This window comes from Peribacillus sp. NPDC097224, assembly GCF_044761985.1.
Classification (GTDB): Bacteria; Bacillota; Bacilli; order Bacillales; family DSM-1321; genus Peribacillus.
The window spans coordinates 43,508-60,935 of the sequence record NZ_JBIWDK010000001.1 but is presented as its reverse complement, the minus strand read 5'-3'; the positions used below and the strand labels follow the sequence as shown (position 1 = coordinate 60,935).

Annotated in this window: 16 protein-coding genes; all 16 read right to left on the bottom strand. The window is 33.0% G+C overall.

Annotated features, from left to right (window positions below; translation table 11 throughout):
* Window positions 1-37: 37 nt before the first annotated feature.
* The 16 genes from ACIQXR_RS00275 to galU all read right to left on the bottom strand — a co-directional run bounded on the left by ACIQXR_RS00275 (window position 38) and on the right by galU (window position 17,422).
* On the bottom strand, window positions 38-1,069 hold the full coding sequence (locus ACIQXR_RS00275) for an SDR family NAD(P)-dependent oxidoreductase (RefSeq protein ID WP_402869751.1): 1,032 nt from the start codon (window positions 1,067-1,069) through the stop codon (window positions 38-40).
* Window positions 1,044-2,420, bottom strand: coding sequence for a UDP-glucose dehydrogenase family protein (locus ACIQXR_RS00270; RefSeq protein ID WP_402869753.1), 1,377 nt, complete (start codon window positions 2,418-2,420; stop codon window positions 1,044-1,046). The genes ACIQXR_RS00275 and ACIQXR_RS00270 overlap by 26 nt, the downstream gene beginning before the upstream one ends.
* A 208-nt stretch (window positions 2,421-2,628) precedes the next feature.
* Window positions 2,629-3,789, bottom strand: coding sequence for a CDP-glycerol glycerophosphotransferase family protein (locus tag ACIQXR_RS00265; protein ID WP_402869755.1), 1,161 nt, complete (start codon window positions 3,787-3,789; stop codon window positions 2,629-2,631).
* An 85-nt stretch (window positions 3,790-3,874) separates the two neighbouring features.
* Window positions 3,875-5,422, bottom strand: coding sequence for an oligosaccharide flippase family protein (locus ACIQXR_RS00260; protein ID WP_402869757.1), 1,548 nt, complete (start codon window positions 5,420-5,422; stop codon window positions 3,875-3,877).
* A 123-nt stretch (window positions 5,423-5,545) separates the two neighbouring features.
* Window positions 5,546-6,043 (bottom strand): acyltransferase, encoded by a 498-nt coding sequence (locus tag ACIQXR_RS00255; RefSeq protein WP_402869758.1) that lies wholly within the window; start codon window positions 6,041-6,043, stop codon window positions 5,546-5,548.
* Window positions 6,044-6,103: 60 nt separating this feature from the next.
* Window positions 6,104-7,207: a glycosyltransferase family 4 protein gene (locus tag ACIQXR_RS00250; RefSeq protein ID WP_402869760.1), complete on the bottom strand. Its 1,104-nt coding sequence runs from the start codon at window positions 7,205-7,207 to the stop codon at window positions 6,104-6,106.
* Window positions 7,208-7,247: 40 nt separating this feature from the next.
* Window positions 7,248-8,099, bottom strand: coding sequence for an O-antigen ligase family protein (locus ACIQXR_RS00245; RefSeq protein ID WP_402869762.1), 852 nt, complete (start codon window positions 8,097-8,099; stop codon window positions 7,248-7,250).
* A gap of 397 nt (window positions 8,100-8,496) precedes the next feature.
* Window positions 8,497-9,564, bottom strand: a complete 1,068-nt coding sequence (locus ACIQXR_RS00240; RefSeq protein WP_402869764.1) for a glycosyltransferase — start codon at window positions 9,562-9,564, stop codon at window positions 8,497-8,499.
* Complete coding sequence (wecB, locus tag ACIQXR_RS00235) at window positions 9,561-10,688, bottom strand: non-hydrolyzing UDP-N-acetylglucosamine 2-epimerase (RefSeq protein WP_402869767.1); 1,128 nt, start codon at window positions 10,686-10,688, stop codon at window positions 9,561-9,563. Before wecB ends, ACIQXR_RS00240 begins: the two co-directional genes overlap by 4 nt.
* 3 nt (window positions 10,689-10,691) lie before the next feature.
* Complete coding sequence (locus tag ACIQXR_RS00230; protein ID WP_402869769.1) at window positions 10,692-11,801, bottom strand: polysaccharide biosynthesis C-terminal domain-containing protein; 1,110 nt, start codon at window positions 11,799-11,801, stop codon at window positions 10,692-10,694.
* 34 nt (window positions 11,802-11,835) lie between these two features.
* Window positions 11,836-12,867, bottom strand: a complete 1,032-nt coding sequence (locus tag ACIQXR_RS00225; RefSeq protein WP_402869771.1) for a polysaccharide biosynthesis protein — start codon at window positions 12,865-12,867, stop codon at window positions 11,836-11,838.
* Entirely contained in the window at window positions 12,860-14,095 is a 1,236-nt protein-coding gene (locus tag ACIQXR_RS00220; protein ID WP_402869772.1) for a glycosyltransferase family 4 protein, read from the bottom strand. The genes ACIQXR_RS00225 and ACIQXR_RS00220 overlap by 8 nt, the downstream gene beginning before the upstream one ends.
* A gap of 3 nt (window positions 14,096-14,098) precedes the next feature.
* A complete protein-coding gene (locus ACIQXR_RS00215; protein ID WP_402869773.1) occupies window positions 14,099-14,716 on the bottom strand; it encodes an acetyltransferase in 618 nt (205 codons plus the stop codon).
* Window positions 14,713-15,357 (bottom strand): sugar transferase, encoded by a 645-nt coding sequence (locus tag ACIQXR_RS00210; RefSeq protein ID WP_402869775.1) that lies wholly within the window; start codon window positions 15,355-15,357, stop codon window positions 14,713-14,715. The genes ACIQXR_RS00215 and ACIQXR_RS00210 overlap by 4 nt, the downstream gene beginning before the upstream one ends.
* Window positions 15,357-16,472, bottom strand: coding sequence for a DegT/DnrJ/EryC1/StrS family aminotransferase (locus ACIQXR_RS00205; protein ID WP_402869776.1), 1,116 nt, complete (start codon window positions 16,470-16,472; stop codon window positions 15,357-15,359). Before ACIQXR_RS00205 ends, ACIQXR_RS00210 begins: the two co-directional genes overlap by 1 nt.
* A 62-nt stretch (window positions 16,473-16,534) precedes the next feature.
* Entirely contained in the window at window positions 16,535-17,422 is an 888-nt protein-coding gene (gene galU / locus ACIQXR_RS00200; RefSeq protein WP_402869777.1) for a UTP--glucose-1-phosphate uridylyltransferase GalU, read from the bottom strand.
* Window positions 17,423-17,428 lie beyond the last annotated feature (6 nt).

The window sequence follows — 17,428 nt, the reverse complement described above, 5'->3', positions numbered from 1 at the left end:
TGAAGAGTTAAATGCTCTTTCATCTGAGGGACAACGTTCACTTACACTGATAATACTCCACATACCATTCTGCAAACTTCCGCAAGCCCCCTTCTATAGAAGTTTCCGGCCTGAATCCAACCGCCTTCTGTAACAATTCAGTCGAAGCAAAAGTCGCAGGTACATCTCCTGGCTTGATTGGCTCAAAAACCTTTTCGAATACAACATCTCTACCAAGAGCGTTACCCAGGCACCTCTCCAGCGTTTCAATAAAAACCATTAATTTTTCCGGATTGCTGTTGCCTATGTTATAAACTTTGTGTGGCACATCTTGCTCTCCTACAGGAGGATTGGAAAGAAGCCGTTCGATTCCTTCGACAATGTCATCAATGTAGGTGAAGTCCCTATATAAATCATGTTCAAAATCACCATTATTAAAGATCTTAATCGACTCACCAGCAAAGTACTTATCCGTAAATCCAAAATAGGCCATGTCCGGTCTTCCCATCGGCCCATATACTGTAAAGAAACGAAGTCCAGTCGCAGGTATCTGATATAAATGGCTGTATGTATGAGCCATCAACTCATTAGACTTCTTCGTAGAGGCATACAGGGATACAGGGGTATCCACGAAATCCTTTTCTTCAAACGGAACCTTTTTATTCGCACCATACACGGAACTAGAGGATGCATAAACAAGATGGTCCACGGGATGATGTCGGCACGCCTCAAGAATATTGTAAAAACCGATGATATTACTTTGAATATAAACATCTGGATTCTCTATCGAATAGCGGACTCCGGCTTGGGCAGCAAGATTTACCACAATATTCGGTTTATACTTGTCAAAGAGGTCTGTAATCATTGCTTTGTCCGATATATCACCTTTAATGAAGGTAAACTTCTCATAAGGTTCCAATTGCTTCAGACGAGCCATTTTAAGATTCACATCATAGTAATCATTCATATTATCAATTCCGATCACTCTACAACCCACTTCAACTAGTCTCCTGGATAAGAAGAAGCCGATGAAACCCGCTGCCCCCGTGACAAGATAGGTTTTATTACGATCTAGGGATTTGTAATTCATGGTTCTTCCACTCCTCTATTCCTTCTCTAGTTGCAGATTTTCGCCCAATAGAATGATACTCTACCCCTGCTTCTTTCATCTCATCCACAATATATATATTTCTTCCGTCATAGACTAGCGGAGTCCTCATTAAATTCTTATATGTTTCAGGGGTTACTGCTTTCACTTCTCCCCATTCGGTAAAGATAAAGCAAACATTCGCCCCCTCCAAAGCATGCTCGATATTTGCGACATACGTAATGCTACCCCTTCCGCTCTTCCCTTCAGGATGCACACTAGCAAAGTTCTCTGCACCAAATGGATCATACGCGTAAATATCTGCGCCCTGTTCTAATAACAAAGGGATATTCTCTAGAGATGCCGCTTCTCTTAAATCATCCGTTCCCGGCTTAAATGTCAATCCAAGCACCGCTACCTTAAGGCCATTGAACGTAATTAATCGTTTACTCGCCTTTTTGTATAACATCGTTTTTTGATTCTTGTTCACTTCGATTGCCGCTTTCACCGTTTTCAGTTCATATCCATTCTGTCTAGCAATATTCTCTAACGCTTTTGTATCTTTTGGGAAACAGGAACCGCCATATCCAATACCAGCATTCAAGAACTTGCTGCCAATTCGTTCGTCAAAACTCATGCCTCTAGCCACATCTTGAATATCCGCCCCTACCAAATCACAAAGATTCGCAATATCATTCATATAAGAGATTTTAAGTGCAAGGAAATCATTAGACGCATACTTAATCATTTCTGCCGATTTTCGATTGACAGAAACAATGGGCAGATGAAATGGCTTATAAATCTTCATAAGCATTTCTTCCGCCCATTTACTTTCGGTCCCAATTATAATTCGTTCGGCCTGCAACGTATCATGTACCGCCGTCCCTTGTGCCAAGAACTCTGGATTCGACGCCACTTCCACTTTCACATCATGGACCAAAAAATCCTGAATAAACTGCTCCACCTTATCATTCGTGCCAATCGGAACGGTAGATTTCACAACAACGAGGCAATCCTTTTCAACCGATTCAGCAATCTGTCTGGCTACAGTTGCAATATAGGAAAGGTTAGCCGATCCATCCGGCTGTTCTGGCGTACCCACTCCAATAAAAATGGCATCTGCACCCTTATAAGTAGATGTATAATCAGTTGTGTAATCAATTCGACCTGCAGCATAATTTTTCTGCATCAACTGTTCTAAATCTGCCTCATAAATGGGCGATATGCCTTGTTTCATTTTATTCACTTTATTCTCATCAATATCCACACAGGTTACATGATGGCCCATTTCGGCAAAACACACGCCTGCTACCAAGCCGACGTAGCCTGTTCCTGCTACTGCTATTTTGTTCATAAAACTCCCCCCTTATTAGCGCTATATATAGAACCAAATAAGTTTATAAATGTATTTATTGGTAAAAATTTATAATTTGTTTATTATAAGAGATATTCTTGCGGTAGGTAGACAGACAAGAAGAATAAGTTAATTACAATATTAAGCAATAACCGCGGATTAATACCTTTTACTCAATCTTATTTCTTAAGGTTTGCCTTTCTAACGATTAATTTTGTTTACTTTCCAAATATTGTTCAAACTCCTCAATAACTCTTTTGCAATTTTGATTATCATGATATTTAAAATAATCCATTTTAAAATCTCCAAAATCCTCTACTACTTTTTTTTGATTTTGAATTGTATAATTTAAATCTTTTATTAATTGATTTAAATTATTAGATTTTAACCCCATTAAATCATTGTTTAAATCAAGGTAAGCACCTCTTTCTTTCTCATATCTAATTTGATCGAATTGATAGAATAGTATTGGTTTGTTTAAATAGAAATAATCCCAGCAAACACTTGAATAGTCAGTTATTAAGATTTTCGTTTCTAGTATTAACTCTTGTAAATCTTCATTCGGGTTAATAATTTTGATATAATCATTATCAAAATTAAGTGTAGATAAGAAGCGATGGAAATAAAAATGTAAATTTAAATTTAACTGATAATTATATTTCTTAAGTAACTCAATTATAACCACGCTAGTTAGTAATTCCTTAACATTATGATAAAAATCTGTTTCAATAAATTCTTCTGTAGATAGGTTTTTATACCATTCTCTCCATGTAGGCATATATAAGATAGAATTTTTCTTTCCATTATTTAATACTAGATTATTGTAAAGATTATCAAAACGAGGTAGCCCTGTGAGTATAAATGATGTTTCATCTAAATTAAATTCCTTAATTTTAATATTCTTTTCAAAATCCGAAACAGTTACATACAAATCTGCCATTTTTTTTATACTACTTTTATCTTTGCCTGTGTACTTTCTTTTTTTCAATCCATCAATTCCGTGGGTTAAATAAATCCTAACTCCTTTCGGTTTAATATAGTTATGCAGTATAGGAGCGATATCTGATGCAGAGTGCGAATAAAATAAACCTTTACTCTTAAAATAATATAAGTAGTTTTTAACACTTCCTCTCGTTAAAAATTTATTGATTTTTTCTTTATCTAAGCTCGTTTGATTAATTATCCAATATACTTCATAATTCTCATAATGATTACTTAGATATTCAAATAAAGCCTTGCTATTGTCAGCATATAATTCGCCGGCATGTCCCCCTATTAAAATCACATTATTTCCTATCTTGTTTTTTTGTATAGGGAAAATAATCATTGCAATAAGAATATTCATTATAAACTTTAGTTTTTGAATCATAACGCTACCTTCCTTTATATCACTTAGCTACTAAATATAATATATTGTTACTTCTTAAAAATGAGATCTTAATTGATAATAATAACTATCTTTTAAATATCCTTGTTACGCGTAAAAGTAAATGAAGCACTAAGTTCTTTTCGTAATTATTAAATCCAAAAAACCACATAACAATTAGGTAGAAAAAAACTAGAATTATTCCTTTTAATAAGAGACTAATTATACTTAACATTGGAAATACATATCCTATTCCATAACCGCCTGCCAAAGTAAACATTAAAGGTAATAATAACTTAATGTGGCATTCTTTAAAAAAAACAAATATATTTATTCTTAATGATTTATAAAAAATAATATTCATTCCAATACTACGTAACAAATATGAAAAACATATTGCAAGAGCAGCACCTAAAGCCCCCCAAAACCATGAGAAGATTAAAGATAAAATTATATTAACAATCGCCATACCGGCAAAAACATATGATTGTAATTTTATTTTATTTAGGGCGATTACTGCAGTATTACCTATATATTGTGGTAAATCAATTATACTGGGTAGTATAAGAAGTATGGCGCAATAATAAGATGTAATATAATCAGCTCCAATCCATAAATAAATAAAATCTTTTCCAATAGATATAAATCCAATTATTATTAATCCTATAATTATAAGCTGAATTCTTCCGATTTTAATCATTAATTTAAGTAGAATACTTGATGCATCGTCTTTGTTAACAATTCTAGTTACTTTAGGAAGAAACAAACCATTTATTGCATTTGCAATTGTGAATATATATCCTTCAATAAGACTTGCAATAGCAAATATTGAAATACTTATCGTACCCGAAACTGCCCCTAAAACCGATGGGGTAATATTAAAAATGAATCTCTGAGCTATACTAATAATAGTTGACCACATGGAAAAACTAAAAATTTCCTTTGCAAGAAACCAACTTGTAAAACCAAAGTTAATCTTTATTGAAGTATTTTTTTTCACCATAATCAGTTTTATTGCAATCGTAATTAAACCACTAAATGCGTTTGCTGTTACTAAAGCATATAGTCCATATCCATTCAATAAAGCCACAACTATTAAAAAGATTGAAAACAATTTATTAAATAAATCACAAAGTCTTAATTTTACGAATTTCTCATAAGAAGTTAGAATACCATTAAGTGGAGTAAACGGAAATGATATAATGCTGAATATTGCAATAATTACATATACTATTTCAAAACGATTTAATTCATTTACTGATAACTCTTGGTAAATAAATTTCAAATTAAAATACACAAGAATCAATAGAATCGATAGAACCAAGCCTATTAAAAAATAAAATTTATATATTATTCCCAGAATATTATTTACACTATTTTGATCTCTTTCTGCATGATATTTTGATAAAAATCGTGAGACAGCTGCACTTAAACCAAAATCGAGTAAAAATATACTTATTAGAGAAGTTGCTAATGAGTATAAACCAAAATCATTTTGACCAATTTGTTCAATCATCCAGGGAGTATACAGCAATCCAGCTATAATGTTTATAGCAATGCTACTATAGGAGATAACTGCGGCACGTTTTATTTGATTGGTACTTTCAGACTCATTAATAATAGTATAATTCTTCAAACTTTTTCACACTCCCACTAGCACAGCTAAAAGAATTACTAAATTACTAAATTATACAATTAAACCCATAGTGTTTTTATTAAAATATACTTTTAAACTCGATTTTGATTAAATATAATAATGTTAAACAAGTATTTTTTTTACTTCAGCCGGTACTCCGGCTACTAGATTATTTTTCTCTACATCCCCTATAACCAACGATCCAGCAGCTACCACTACTGAATCATCAATATTAGCACCATTAATAATAATTACATTTGTCCCAATCCAAGTACCATTCTTAATAACAGTTTTAAATTTTAATCCTTTTCCTGCTCTTCTATATATGTCACCAATTTGATGCCCACCTGTACTTATCAAAACATTGGGTGCAATATCACATCTGTCACCAATTGTTACACTTCCATTTCCATCTATAGAAAAGTTTTTCCCTATCCAACAATCATTTCCTATTTTAACTTTGTTGATATATCCAACTTTTATTGGTCCAACTATTTTTGTTCCACTTCCTATATTAAGACCAATAAAATTCAATAATTTCATTTTCGTGTTGAAAAATTTAGTACCTTTTAATATATGATTAATAGTATTAAGAACTAAATAAAACACAACTTTTTTCATGGTTTCCTCCTTCTGTAGTTATAAGAGTCAATACTGATCACCAGTTTTTATCCACATTCATTATTTCATTTTATTAAATAAATCCATATGAACTTTTGCCATATTTTCTATTGTATATTCCCTAATTTTCTCTATATTCGATATAGCCATTCTATGTCTTAGTTTCTCATCATTAATAAGAGTAAAAATTCTTTTTTCTAATTCATTAATATCTTCAACTGGAACAATATATCCATTTTCTCCGTCATTCACTAATTCTATCCCAGCTATACATTTATTAGTTGTAATCACAGGAAGTCCATATGACATTGCTTCATTTATTACAAGTCCCCATATATCCTCTCTTGTAGGTAGGATAAATATATCACTGGACTCATAGTAATCCTTTAATTCATCTTTCGTTTTAAAAGGAATAAAATGTAAATTATTAAGATTTAACTTTTCTCTTAAATTTAGATATTCAGTTGGAGGTTCACCACCTATTATATAAATCCCCCAATTTTTAGGGATATTTTCAGATGCTTTTAAAAGTATGTCGAACCCTTTTCGGTGAATAAAGTTACCAATGGATAAGATTATTTTTTCTTCTGAAATACCAATCATATTTTTTAATTTTTGTTTCATTTCGGCTTTAGGAAAATCATCTAAGGTATCTATTTTACTCAAGGAAGTAAAGGGATATCTAAAAATTTTTTCATTTTTCGCACCATAAATTTGAAAGTAGTTATCAGTAACCTTACTTGTACTAAACCACCAATTTGCAGAAGATATTAATTTTTTTTTGAATTTTTCCTTTAATCCTTTACCACTTTTTGGAAAAGCTCCATCTGCTTCAATTGCAAATTTAATTTTATGCTTTTTTAAATAATTTATTGCATATATTCCAGTTAATTTAGAATAATTTGCGACAATTATAATATCATAATTGTTATTTAAATATTCTTTAACACTAAAGCAAATTGTTTTATTCATTGGTAATTTAGTTGGCTTTAAAAATACTGCTTCAAAATTCTCAAAATTATTATTAAACCATTTTCTATTCCTATGTGTTTGTTTTTCTATTCCTTCTTCAAATACAACAGTTAACTTGCATTCTTTACCTAGCTCATTAAAAAAATTCACCCTATAAGGTGAAGGGAAATTAGTAATAAATAACACCTTCATTCCTTTTCCTCCGTTTTTAGATAAGAGATTCCATTTAATTTTATTTTTGTATACTTAGCTTTTTCAAATAGATATCTAAAGTTAATAAAGAATACCAAAATGGGATCGACATTGGATTGCCAACTGAAAATAAAAACGACTCTGACATTCCATTTATTAGTAACACTATACATAACAGAAATATAATTTTAGTGAACTTTTTCTGTTTTATTTCAAGTTTTAATGATTTATATTTATTCTTAAGCTTAATAAAACAAAAGATAAAAAAAGCTAGGTATAAAACACTTCCTAGGATACCATTTTCTATCAATATAATTAAAAACGAATTATGGATACCCCACTGTGAAAATTCAGAAGGGTTATTTATATATATATGATAATTTGCTGAACCATACCCCCATCCAAATAAGGGTTTCTCCATAAAAATAGGAATACCATCAATCCAAATATCCCCTCTTGAAAATCCTGTAGAATTATCAACTGTTTTTTCTCCTAAAAGCCTATTTAGTGCAGGAATGTCAATGAAATTCATTATAAAAGCAATCACTAACGACACAATAATAATAGAAAAGATAAATTTGATTTTTTGCAACGTGTACTTAAGTTCAAAAAGTATAAATAAAGATCCTATAAGTATAATTACTAATCCTATCAATCCAGTTCTTGAACCTGTACTTATAGTTACAATTATGCCAGCTAAAAAAAATACCCATCCTATGAATTTTTTATTACTTTTAAAAATCATCCATAATGAACAGACAGTAGTACTTAAAGATAAACTTGAAAGCATATTAGGATTACTATAGATCCCTGAAAAACGACCAAAATTAAATATCTCCGACCCTAACAAGATAAATTGGTAAACTATTATTATTCCTAATAAATAACCCATTAAAGAAAATCCACCCATCAATAAATGAGGGCTAACATTTGTTCTATTTAAGAATATATATATAGAGCTTATTATCAAAATAAATGATAATAGTTTAGACATTCCATAGATTAATCCGTAATCTAGTGTAAAAAGAGAGATAATAAAAGTTGGAATTAAAAAATTGAAATAACATGGCCAGAGGTAAAAAATCTGATTCCGCCTAATTTTAGAATAAATACCGATTACTATAAAAACTATCGGTCCAACCCACCTAAGAATCTCCCCTTTGGGCAACATTAAAGATGAACTAATGGAAAAGTATAAGGAGAAAAAAAGAAAAATAAATAAATAGTTTATAGGAATTTTTTTTAGCAAAATTCTATTCATATATTACTCCTATATCAAATAATTATAATTAAATCTTCGTTGTTCTTTGGTTTAAAAGAGTAATGATAATTTCTTCCCAAGTATCTGTTACAAACATTTTCTTTTTAAGTATTTTTTTTTTCTTGATTTCGCCTGTTAAGACTTTTTCCATTAATTCGGCTAACTCTTTAGGATTAAAGGGATTAAAAAAATATGCATTTTCATACTCAGCTAATGCTTCTCTTGAATATGGACAATCAGCAACTAAAATTATTGAACCCATATAGCTTGCCTCTATTAATGGCAATCCTACTGTTTCAATGTAGGAAGGAAAAATTAATGTAGAGGTACTATACCTCTTAGAAACTTCTTCAAATGAAATTTGTCCTAAACAAGAAATATTTTCTTCACTAATTTTTTGATTAATAGTAAGTTCAATATTATATTTTGAAACACCACTGTCTTTAAGTATAGAGCATGCATCAAAAATACATTTATGATTTTTGTATACACTATAATTAGCGGGATAAAAAAAATTATTTTTACAAAAAATAGAATTTTTATTGTACTGATCCATATTATTTAATGAAGGGAAAATGTTCTGTATTTTTTCAGGATTAATATTAGTTATATTTATAACTGCCTCTTTAATCCATTTCGTTTGCACTATTACAGTATCTGCTTTTTTAACTGAATCTTTTATTAAAAAGCCAATAAGCTTTTGATATACTGCTAAAATTCTTTCTTCAGACTTAAAAAAGGAAAAATTTTTAGTGGTTTGGAAAGGTATAGATTGATGCATATATAAAATCTGCGGAACTTTTAGCCCATATATAATAGTATTCTGTAATGAAAAAACTACATCAGGATTTAATTGTGAAATAATTTTTTTACCTTCATAAAAATCAAATTTTAATCTATTGATCCAATTTTTTTTAATATTATCTAAAACAATAACTTTAATATTATCGGTCTCTTCTATATAATTATCACTCAATAAAAATATCCATTCATTCCCTTTACTTAAATCGGTCTTTAAAAGAGAATCATAAAAATTTTTTAGAATTGATAAAGCTCCTCCTGCACTGGCTGCTATGTCATTAATTACTATTCTCATTTTTCTCCCCATACTTTTTGCTTGACATAACTTATATAAGATAAAATTACTCTAAGAACTTTTTCGGATACATTCGGCATGCTATAATCTTCAACCTGTCTAAGTGTATCCTTTTCCTGCGCCTTTAAAATTTCTAAGCCTTGCAATATCCTTTCCTTTTTCAAACCAACCATCATGACTGAAGCTTCTTCCATCGCTTCGGGCCTTTCATGTGTTTGTCTAATATTAAGAGCTTTAAATCCAAGAATGGAAGATTCCTCACTAATTGTTCCGCTATCACTTAGAACAGTATTCGCTTTGATTTGAAGCTTGACGTAATCGTTAAAGCCTAATGGTTTCAATGATCTTACTAGTGGATGAAATCCAATTCCTTTTGTTTCAATCATCTTTCTAGTTCTAGGATGGGTACTCATAATAACAGGCATATTATATATTTCTGCAACCGCATTTATACTCTCAACCAAATTCATAAAGTTTGTTTCTGAACTGATATTTTCCTCCCTATGTGCTGATACTACGAAATAGTTTCCTTCTTCAAGGTTCAATTTCTCTAGTACGTCAGAATTCTCAATGTCATTTTTCCTTGAATGAAGAACTTCTAACATCGGGCTTCCCGTTTTTATGATTCGATCTACTGGCAGTCCTTCTCTTAATAGATATTCTCTGGCAATATCACTATAGGTTAAATTAATATCAGCAATGTGATCGACAATTTTTCTATTCGTTTCCTCAGGTACTCTCTGGTCAAAGCACCTGTTTCCCGCTTCCATATGAAAAATGGGAATATGTCTTCTCTTAGCAGCAAGTACACATAAGCAACTATTCGTATCCCCTAATACCAGCAGAGCATCCGGCTTAACTTCATCCAGAATAGGATCAATTTTCATTAAGATATTACCTATTGTTTCTATTGCTGTTCCATTCGCTGCATCAAGGAAATAGTCAGGCTTTTTCAATTTAAAATCCTTGAAAAACACTTCATTTAATTCATAATCGTAGTTCTGACCTGTATGGACTAAAATATGGTCAATTGCATGTGAATCTTCTAATTTATTTATGACGGCCGATAGCCTAATAATTTCAGGTCTTGTCCCTACCACTGTCATCACTTTTAATTTCTCCATTCCTTAAACCTCCAAGAAGTATGTGTCGGGCTTTTCTGAATCAAAGCATTCATTTGCCCACATGACCGTTACAAGATCAATATCTCCAACATTCACGATGGAGTGTGTATAACCTGTTGGAATATCTACTACTTCTAACTTTTCACCACTAACTCTATATTCAATGATTTCTTCGGAATCAATTGGTCTAAATCTAATCAGTCCTTCTCCGCTTACTACTAGAAACTTTTCATTCTTCGTATGGTGCCAATGGTTACCTTTTGTAATGCCTGGTTTAGATACATTAACAGACACTTGGCCTCTTTCTGGTGTTCTAATAAACTCGGTAAAAGAGCCTCGGTGATCCACATTCATGTTTAAATCATAGGAAAAATCATCTTCTGGTAAAAAGCTTAAATACGTACTATACAATTTTTTTGTTAAAGAGTTTTCCATATTAGGTATGCTTAACTTTTCTCTGCTTTCTTTGAAGCTTTGAATCGTTTCAGCTAAGTCTCCTAATGTAATAGTATGAGTTGTTTTTACATAGCAGTATTGATTCTGTTTAGTTGGTTTTCCTTCTAAAGCCTGTAAAAGTTCTTCTGAAAGATCATCAATATAACATAGTATTAGTTCCGTACCTGGATTATTGATTTGAATGTCTATATTTCTCGCAATGTTATAGCAATACGTTGCTACGACCGTATTATAGTTAGGCTTACTCCACTTTCCAAATAAGTTAGGGAGTCTATACACCATTACTCTCGAACCTGTTTGATGGCTATATTCAAAGAGAGCATCTTCCCCAGCTTTTTTACTCCTGCCATATGCATTATCCTTTTCAGCTTGGATTGAGGACGTGATAAGAACTGGTGCTTTATTATTATGTTTTTTTAATAGTTCAAGTAATTCAAGCGTAAAATGGAAGTTTCCTTGCATGAATTCTTTTTCATTTATAGGACGGTTTACTCCCGCTAAATGAAAAACAAAATCACAGTCTCTAACATAAATATCTAATACTGACGTTTCTGTATCCTTTGTCGCTTTAAGGATATCTTCATATCCTCTATTATTTAGTTCAGCAATTAAGTTTTTTCCAACAAAGCCATTTGCACCTGTTACCAGTATTTTCACGTATTAGGACCATCCTTTCCAATAAGGTAAATCGTTATTTTGAGGTAACAATTTTCATATTTTTCAGTTCACTTCGAATATATTCTATTTGAAGCAGTTTTTCTTTAATTTGTTCCACAGACAGAATTTGAGTATTATGAGAGTTATACTCTTGATCGGTAGAAAGTTTTTGGTCACCTTCAGCAAAGTATTTATCATAATTTAAATCTCTATTATCAGCTGGTACTCTAAAGAATCCGCCCATATCTTCCGAGACAACATATTCCTCTCTCGTTAGTAGCGTTTCGTATAATTTTTCCCCGTGTCTAGTACCAATAACTTTAATTTCATTTGCTGCGTTAAATAATTCTTTTATAGCACGTGCTAAATCCCCAATATAGCTTGCTGGAGATTTTTGTACCATAATGTCTCCTGCCACAGCATTATGGAAGGCAAAAACAACTAACTCCACAGCTTCTTCTAAACTCATTAAGTATCTTGTCATTTTAGGGTCCGTAATGGTCAATGGTTTGCCTCTTTTAATCTGTTCGATGAATAACGGAATGACAGAACCACGAGAAGCCATTACATTTCCATATCTCGTTCCACAAATAAGGGTCTTTGCAGGATTTACAGTCTTTGCTTTAGCAACAAAGACTCTCTCCATCATCGCTTTTGAAATTCCCATAGCATTTATAGGATAGGCTGCTTTGTCAGTTGAAAGACAGATGACCTTTTTAACTCCATAACCAATAGCAGCCGTTAACACATTATCAGTTCCTAAGATATTCGTTTTAACAGCTTCCAATGGGAAAAACTCACAAGAAGGTACCTGTTTAAGAGCAGCTGCATGAAATACATAGTCTACTCCGTGCATAGCATTTTTTACACTTGCCAAGTCTCTTACATCGCCAATATAAAATTTAAGCTTATTATTATTATATTTTTTACGCATATCATCTTGTTTTTTTTCGTCTCTAGAAAAAATACGAATTTCTTTAATTTCACTATCTAGAAACCTTTTCATGACTGCATTACCAAAGGAGCCGGTACCTCCTGTAATTAATAATGTTGTATTATTAAACATAAGTTTGCCTCTTTTCATGGATAAAATGATTCATGATTATTTTATATGATTTTTCAGCTGTATAATAATCTTCTAGGTATTTTCTCGCATTTGCACCCATCTTCACCCTTAAACTGGCATTACATAGTTTCTCTACATTTTCATTAAATTTTTCTACATTCTTACTTTCACACCAATAACCGAATTTGCCTTTTTCTATAACTTCACCAATATCAGTATAAAGATCTGTTGCTGCTAATACTGGCATAGAAGCTTGCATATATGATAGAACTCTTGATGGGAAATTTGGTATTGTAAAACGATGATTTAGAAATAATAATCCTACATCACATGAATTCGCCAAAACTTCATAATCTTGTTTTGGTAATTGTTCAAGTAAATTTAAATTTATTTGTTTCTCTTTATTATAGTAGGATTTAAGCTTATTAAATTCAGTTCCTGAACCTACAATGACAAAGTATGCTTGTTCATTTTCTTTATTAGCCTTCAAACAATCGATTAAAAAATCAATACCTTGTGGTTTACCAAGGTTACCCCCATAAATAAAAACCGTCTTATCAAGTGGTATATTATATTTGTTTTTTATCTCTCTCATTTTTTTTTCGTTTTTTTCTATATTCAAAGGTTCTATACTATTTGGACATACCTCAACAATTTCCGGTGATATGTCAGAGTTATTTCTCACTATAAAATCTACATTTGCTTGTGACATACAACCTATATAATCGGATGTTTGATATAAATGCTTTTCTTTAAAGCGAAAATATTTATACAACATCCCTTTAATCCCTGACTTACTCATCATGCCCAGATCTAATGCATTCTGAGGGAAAATATCTTTTAGTAGAAGATAAGCGGTTGCACCATCTCTTTTTTTAACATATTCTACTGACTTTTGAAGGGTAATAGGCGGTGTAGAATATATAACTAAATCAAATTTAACATTCGAAAAATAATTCTTAATTCCTCTTAGAATATTTGCTTCCAAAGTAAGAGTTGAGACTCCTTTTTCAATCACATTTGTTTTTTGAATATTGCCAATCTGCAATTTAAGTATTTTATAATTTATATTATCTATTAACTTAGTCTTTTCTTTCTTTCTCTTTTCTGTTGGAGATATGATATATACATTATTCTGGTTCTTTATGAACTCTCTTAATAAGTCAGTGTAAATACCGCTTTCTTTAACGGATGAAAAATCAAGAAGTGTTAAAAAAAGTACATTCATTTGCTAAACTCCCCTCGCTGGAATGCCAACATAAGTACCTGGTTCTGTTATATCTTTTACTACCACAGCACCCGCTCCAACAACGCACTTACTAGTGATTTGTATGTTATTGCTGACCACACTACCAATACCTACCCACGATCCTTGACCTATTTTCACCGTACCGGCTAAATGTACACCTGGTGATATATGTACATAATCTTCAATCAAATTGTCATGATCTACTGTCGCCCCCGTATTGATAATGCAACCTTTTCCGATACTGGTGCAGCTGTTAATCACTACTCCCGCCATTACTACGGTGCCTTTTCCTAGACTAACTTGTTCACCGATAATAGCCGCAGGATGAATTAGTGTTGGTATGCTCACACCTTCTTCCTCAAGCCTTTCCTGAAGTTTTTCACGGGTAGTATTATTCCCAATGCCTACTAACATATCAAAGTCTTCCTTATATTTATGAAACACACATGACTTTCCAATTACTTCTATTCCCAATGATACGTTGGTCATTTCATCATCATCCAGGAAAAAGATATTTTCCCATGTGTTCATTTTCAAAGCAATATCAGCAACAACTTTTCCATGGCCACTCGCGCCGATTATAAGAAGTTTTTTACTCATAGCTTCCTTCTTTCCTTTTTTGTCCCTTCAAAAGGCTCCATTGTTGCGGCAACTTCTGAATTAATGCCTTCCCTTATAAAAACCTTTTTAATCGTTAAATAAATGATTTTCCAATCTCCCAAGAAGGTTATATTATTTACATAATCGACATCGAGATTGAATTTATCTTCCCAACTAATCGCATTTCTACCACTAACCTGCGCCAAACCTGACAATCCCGGTCTTACTTCATGACGCCGTGTTTGTTGTTCATCATAAAGAGGCAGATACTGTATCAACAACGGTCTTGGACCTATAATGGACATATTCCCTTTAAGGATATTGAAAAGTTCTGGCAGTTCATCAAGGGATGTCGAACGTAATAACTTTCCAAACCTTGTCAACCTCACATGGTCAGGAAGCAAATTCCCATTTCCATCTCTTTCATCTGTCATCGTTCTAAACTTGTACATCGTAAAAATTTTCTCATGGAGTCCCGGCCTTTTCTGTTTAAATAATACTGGACTCCCCAATTTGACTCTTACAAGCAAAGCTATAATCAAAAGGAAGGGACTCAAAACTACAATAGCCATCAATGATAATATGAAATCCATTGATCTTTTTCCAAACCTTCTGTAGGGGGAACCTTTTAAAGATTTCATTATTTTACCCACAATCCTTTAATAATCTCTGTAACTCGCTCCAAATCCTGATCCGTCATCTTCGTATCGGATGGCAAACAAATACCATTCTCAAATAGTTTCTCCGATACATCCGTTCCAACAAATTCATACTTTTCAAAGAACGGCTGCATATGCATCGGCTTCCAAAGTGGCCTTGACTCGATGTACTCTCTTTCTAGGACTTCCATTATATCCATCGGTCTGACCTTTCCATGTAAAACTAAAGAGCTTAACCAATAGTTTGGCTCATTCCAATCATTGCTAGGCATGAACTTTACTCCATCAAGGTCTCCAAGCTCTCTCTTATAGAAATCAAAGATATAGTTTTTCTTCTCCACCCTTTGATCTAATACCTTAAGCTGTCCTCTGCCAATCCCAGCAACTACGTTACTCATCCGATAATTAAATCCTAATTCGCTATGTTGATAGTGCCTTGCTTTGTCTCTACTTTGGGTGGCCCAAAATCTAGTCTTAGCTATTCTCTCTTCATTATTGGAAACCAACATTCCACCACCAGAAGTCGTGATGATCTTATTACCATTAAAGGAGAAGATCCCATAGTCTCCAATGGAACCGGTATGTTTTCCTTTATAATAAGTACCCAGAGACTCCGCAGCATCTTCTATTACCGGAACCTTGTATTTATTGCAGATTTCCATAATCTTATCCATATCGGCAGAAAGTCCGTACAAATGCACAATAATGACGGCTTTCACATCAGGATATTTCCTAAAAGCTTCTTCCAATGCATTCGGACACATATTCCAAGTCTCGTAATCACTATCTATAAACACAGGAATCGCATTTTGATAGATTATTGGATTGGCCGTTGCTGAGAAAGTCAGTGTCGGACAAAACACAATATCCCCTTCTTCAACTCCTGCAGCTTTAAGTGCTAAATGAATGGCTGCCGTTCCCGAGGATAAGGCGGCAGCAGCTTTGCTCCCTACCTTTGCTGCCAGTTCATTCTCAAATTGATTTACGTTTCCCCCGAGAGGAGCGATCCAGTTCGTATCAAAAGCTTCCTTTATATATTGCATCTCATACCCTTCATCACTCATGTGTGGAGATGAGAGGAATAACCTATCTGCCATCGTCTAAAAACTCCCTTACATATAATAGTTACTTATTAATTAGTAAACTATGAATATCAGTACTATGCTTTGATTTCTTGTGAAGAAGTATGAACCATTTGAATTAAGAACTCTAAAACTTCCTCTTTTACTTCATTATTCTGTAAAGCGAACTCTATCGTTGTTTTGACAAACCCCAACTTCTCACCCACATCAAACCGTTTCCCTTCAAAGTCATAGGCAAATACACGTTGAATTTCATTTAACTTTTGGATGGCATCGGTTAGCTGAATTTCGCCACCCGCTCCTCTTTCTTGCTGATCCAAGAACATGAAGATTTCAGGTGTAAGAATATATCGGCCCATGATGGCCAAGTTTGATGGTGCCGTTCCTATCGTGGGTTTTTCAATGAATTGATCCACTTGATATCTTCTTCCTGTTTGTCCGGAAGGGTCTACGATGCCATAGCGATGTGTCTCGTTCTCAGGAACCGTTTGCACACCTATGACAGACGAAAGGGTTTGGTCATACTCATCGATTAATTGTTTTAGGCATGGTGTTTCCGCCTGAACGATATCGTCCCCTAAAAGAACAGCAAAAGGTTCATCTCCAATGAATTTCCTTGCACACCAAACGGCATGTCCTAATCCCTTAGGTTCCTTCTGTCTAATATAGTGAATATCCACTTTAGAAGAGGCTTGGACCTTTTCCAATAGTTCGAATTTATTTTTCTCCATTAGATTGCTTTCCAACTCAAAGGCATTATCAAAATGGTCCTCTATCGCTCGCTTCCCTTTCCCCGTAACGATGATGATGTCTTCAATGCCTGATGCGACTGCTTCTTCGACGATATACTGAATGGTTGGCTTATCTATAATCGGCAGCATTTCCTTAGGCATAGCTTTTGTAGCTGGTAAAAAACGGGTGCCTAAACCCGCCGCAGGAATGATTGCTTTTCTTACCTTCTTCATTTGTGT

What these genes read in the sequence shown, in the direction of transcription:
- ACIQXR_RS00270 (WP_402869753.1), bottom strand. Translation starts at nt 2,420, where the DNA reads ATGAACAAAATAGCAGTAGCAGGAACAGGCTACGTCGGCTTGGTAGCA.
- wecB (WP_402869767.1), bottom strand. Translation starts at nt 10,688, where the DNA reads ATGGAGAAATTAAAAGTGATGACAGTGGTAGGGACAAGACCTGAAATT.
- ACIQXR_RS00255 (WP_402869758.1), bottom strand. Translation starts at nt 6,043, where the DNA reads ATGAAAAAAGTTGTGTTTTATTTAGTTCTTAATACTATTAATCATATA.
- ACIQXR_RS00205 (WP_402869776.1), bottom strand. Translation starts at nt 16,472, where the DNA reads ATGGCAGATAGGTTATTCCTCTCATCTCCACACATGAGTGATGAAGGG.
- galU (WP_402869777.1), bottom strand. Translation starts at nt 17,422, where the DNA reads ATGAAGAAGGTAAGAAAAGCAATCATTCCTGCGGCGGGTTTAGGCACC.
- ACIQXR_RS00215 (WP_402869773.1), bottom strand. Translation starts at nt 14,716, where the DNA reads ATGAGTAAAAAACTTCTTATAATCGGCGCGAGTGGCCATGGAAAAGTT.
- ACIQXR_RS00240 (WP_402869764.1), bottom strand. Translation starts at nt 9,564, where the DNA reads ATGAGAATAGTAATTAATGACATAGCAGCCAGTGCAGGAGGAGCTTTA.
- ACIQXR_RS00210 (WP_402869775.1), bottom strand. Translation starts at nt 15,357, where the DNA reads ATGAAATCTTTAAAAGGTTCCCCCTACAGAAGGTTTGGAAAAAGATCA.
- ACIQXR_RS00275 (WP_402869751.1), bottom strand. Translation starts at nt 1,069, where the DNA reads ATGAATTACAAATCCCTAGATCGTAATAAAACCTATCTTGTCACGGGG.
- ACIQXR_RS00250 (WP_402869760.1), bottom strand. Translation starts at nt 7,207, where the DNA reads ATGAAGGTGTTATTTATTACTAATTTCCCTTCACCTTATAGGGTGAAT.
- ACIQXR_RS00245 (WP_402869762.1), bottom strand. Translation starts at nt 8,099, where the DNA reads ATGGGTTATTTATTAGGAATAATAATAGTTTACCAATTTATCTTGTTA.
- ACIQXR_RS00220 (WP_402869772.1), bottom strand. Translation starts at nt 14,095, where the DNA reads ATGAATGTACTTTTTTTAACACTTCTTGATTTTTCATCCGTTAAAGAA.
- ACIQXR_RS00225 (WP_402869771.1), bottom strand. Translation starts at nt 12,867, where the DNA reads ATGTTTAATAATACAACATTATTAATTACAGGAGGTACCGGCTCCTTT.
- ACIQXR_RS00265 (WP_402869755.1), bottom strand. Translation starts at nt 3,789, where the DNA reads ATGATTCAAAAACTAAAGTTTATAATGAATATTCTTATTGCAATGATT.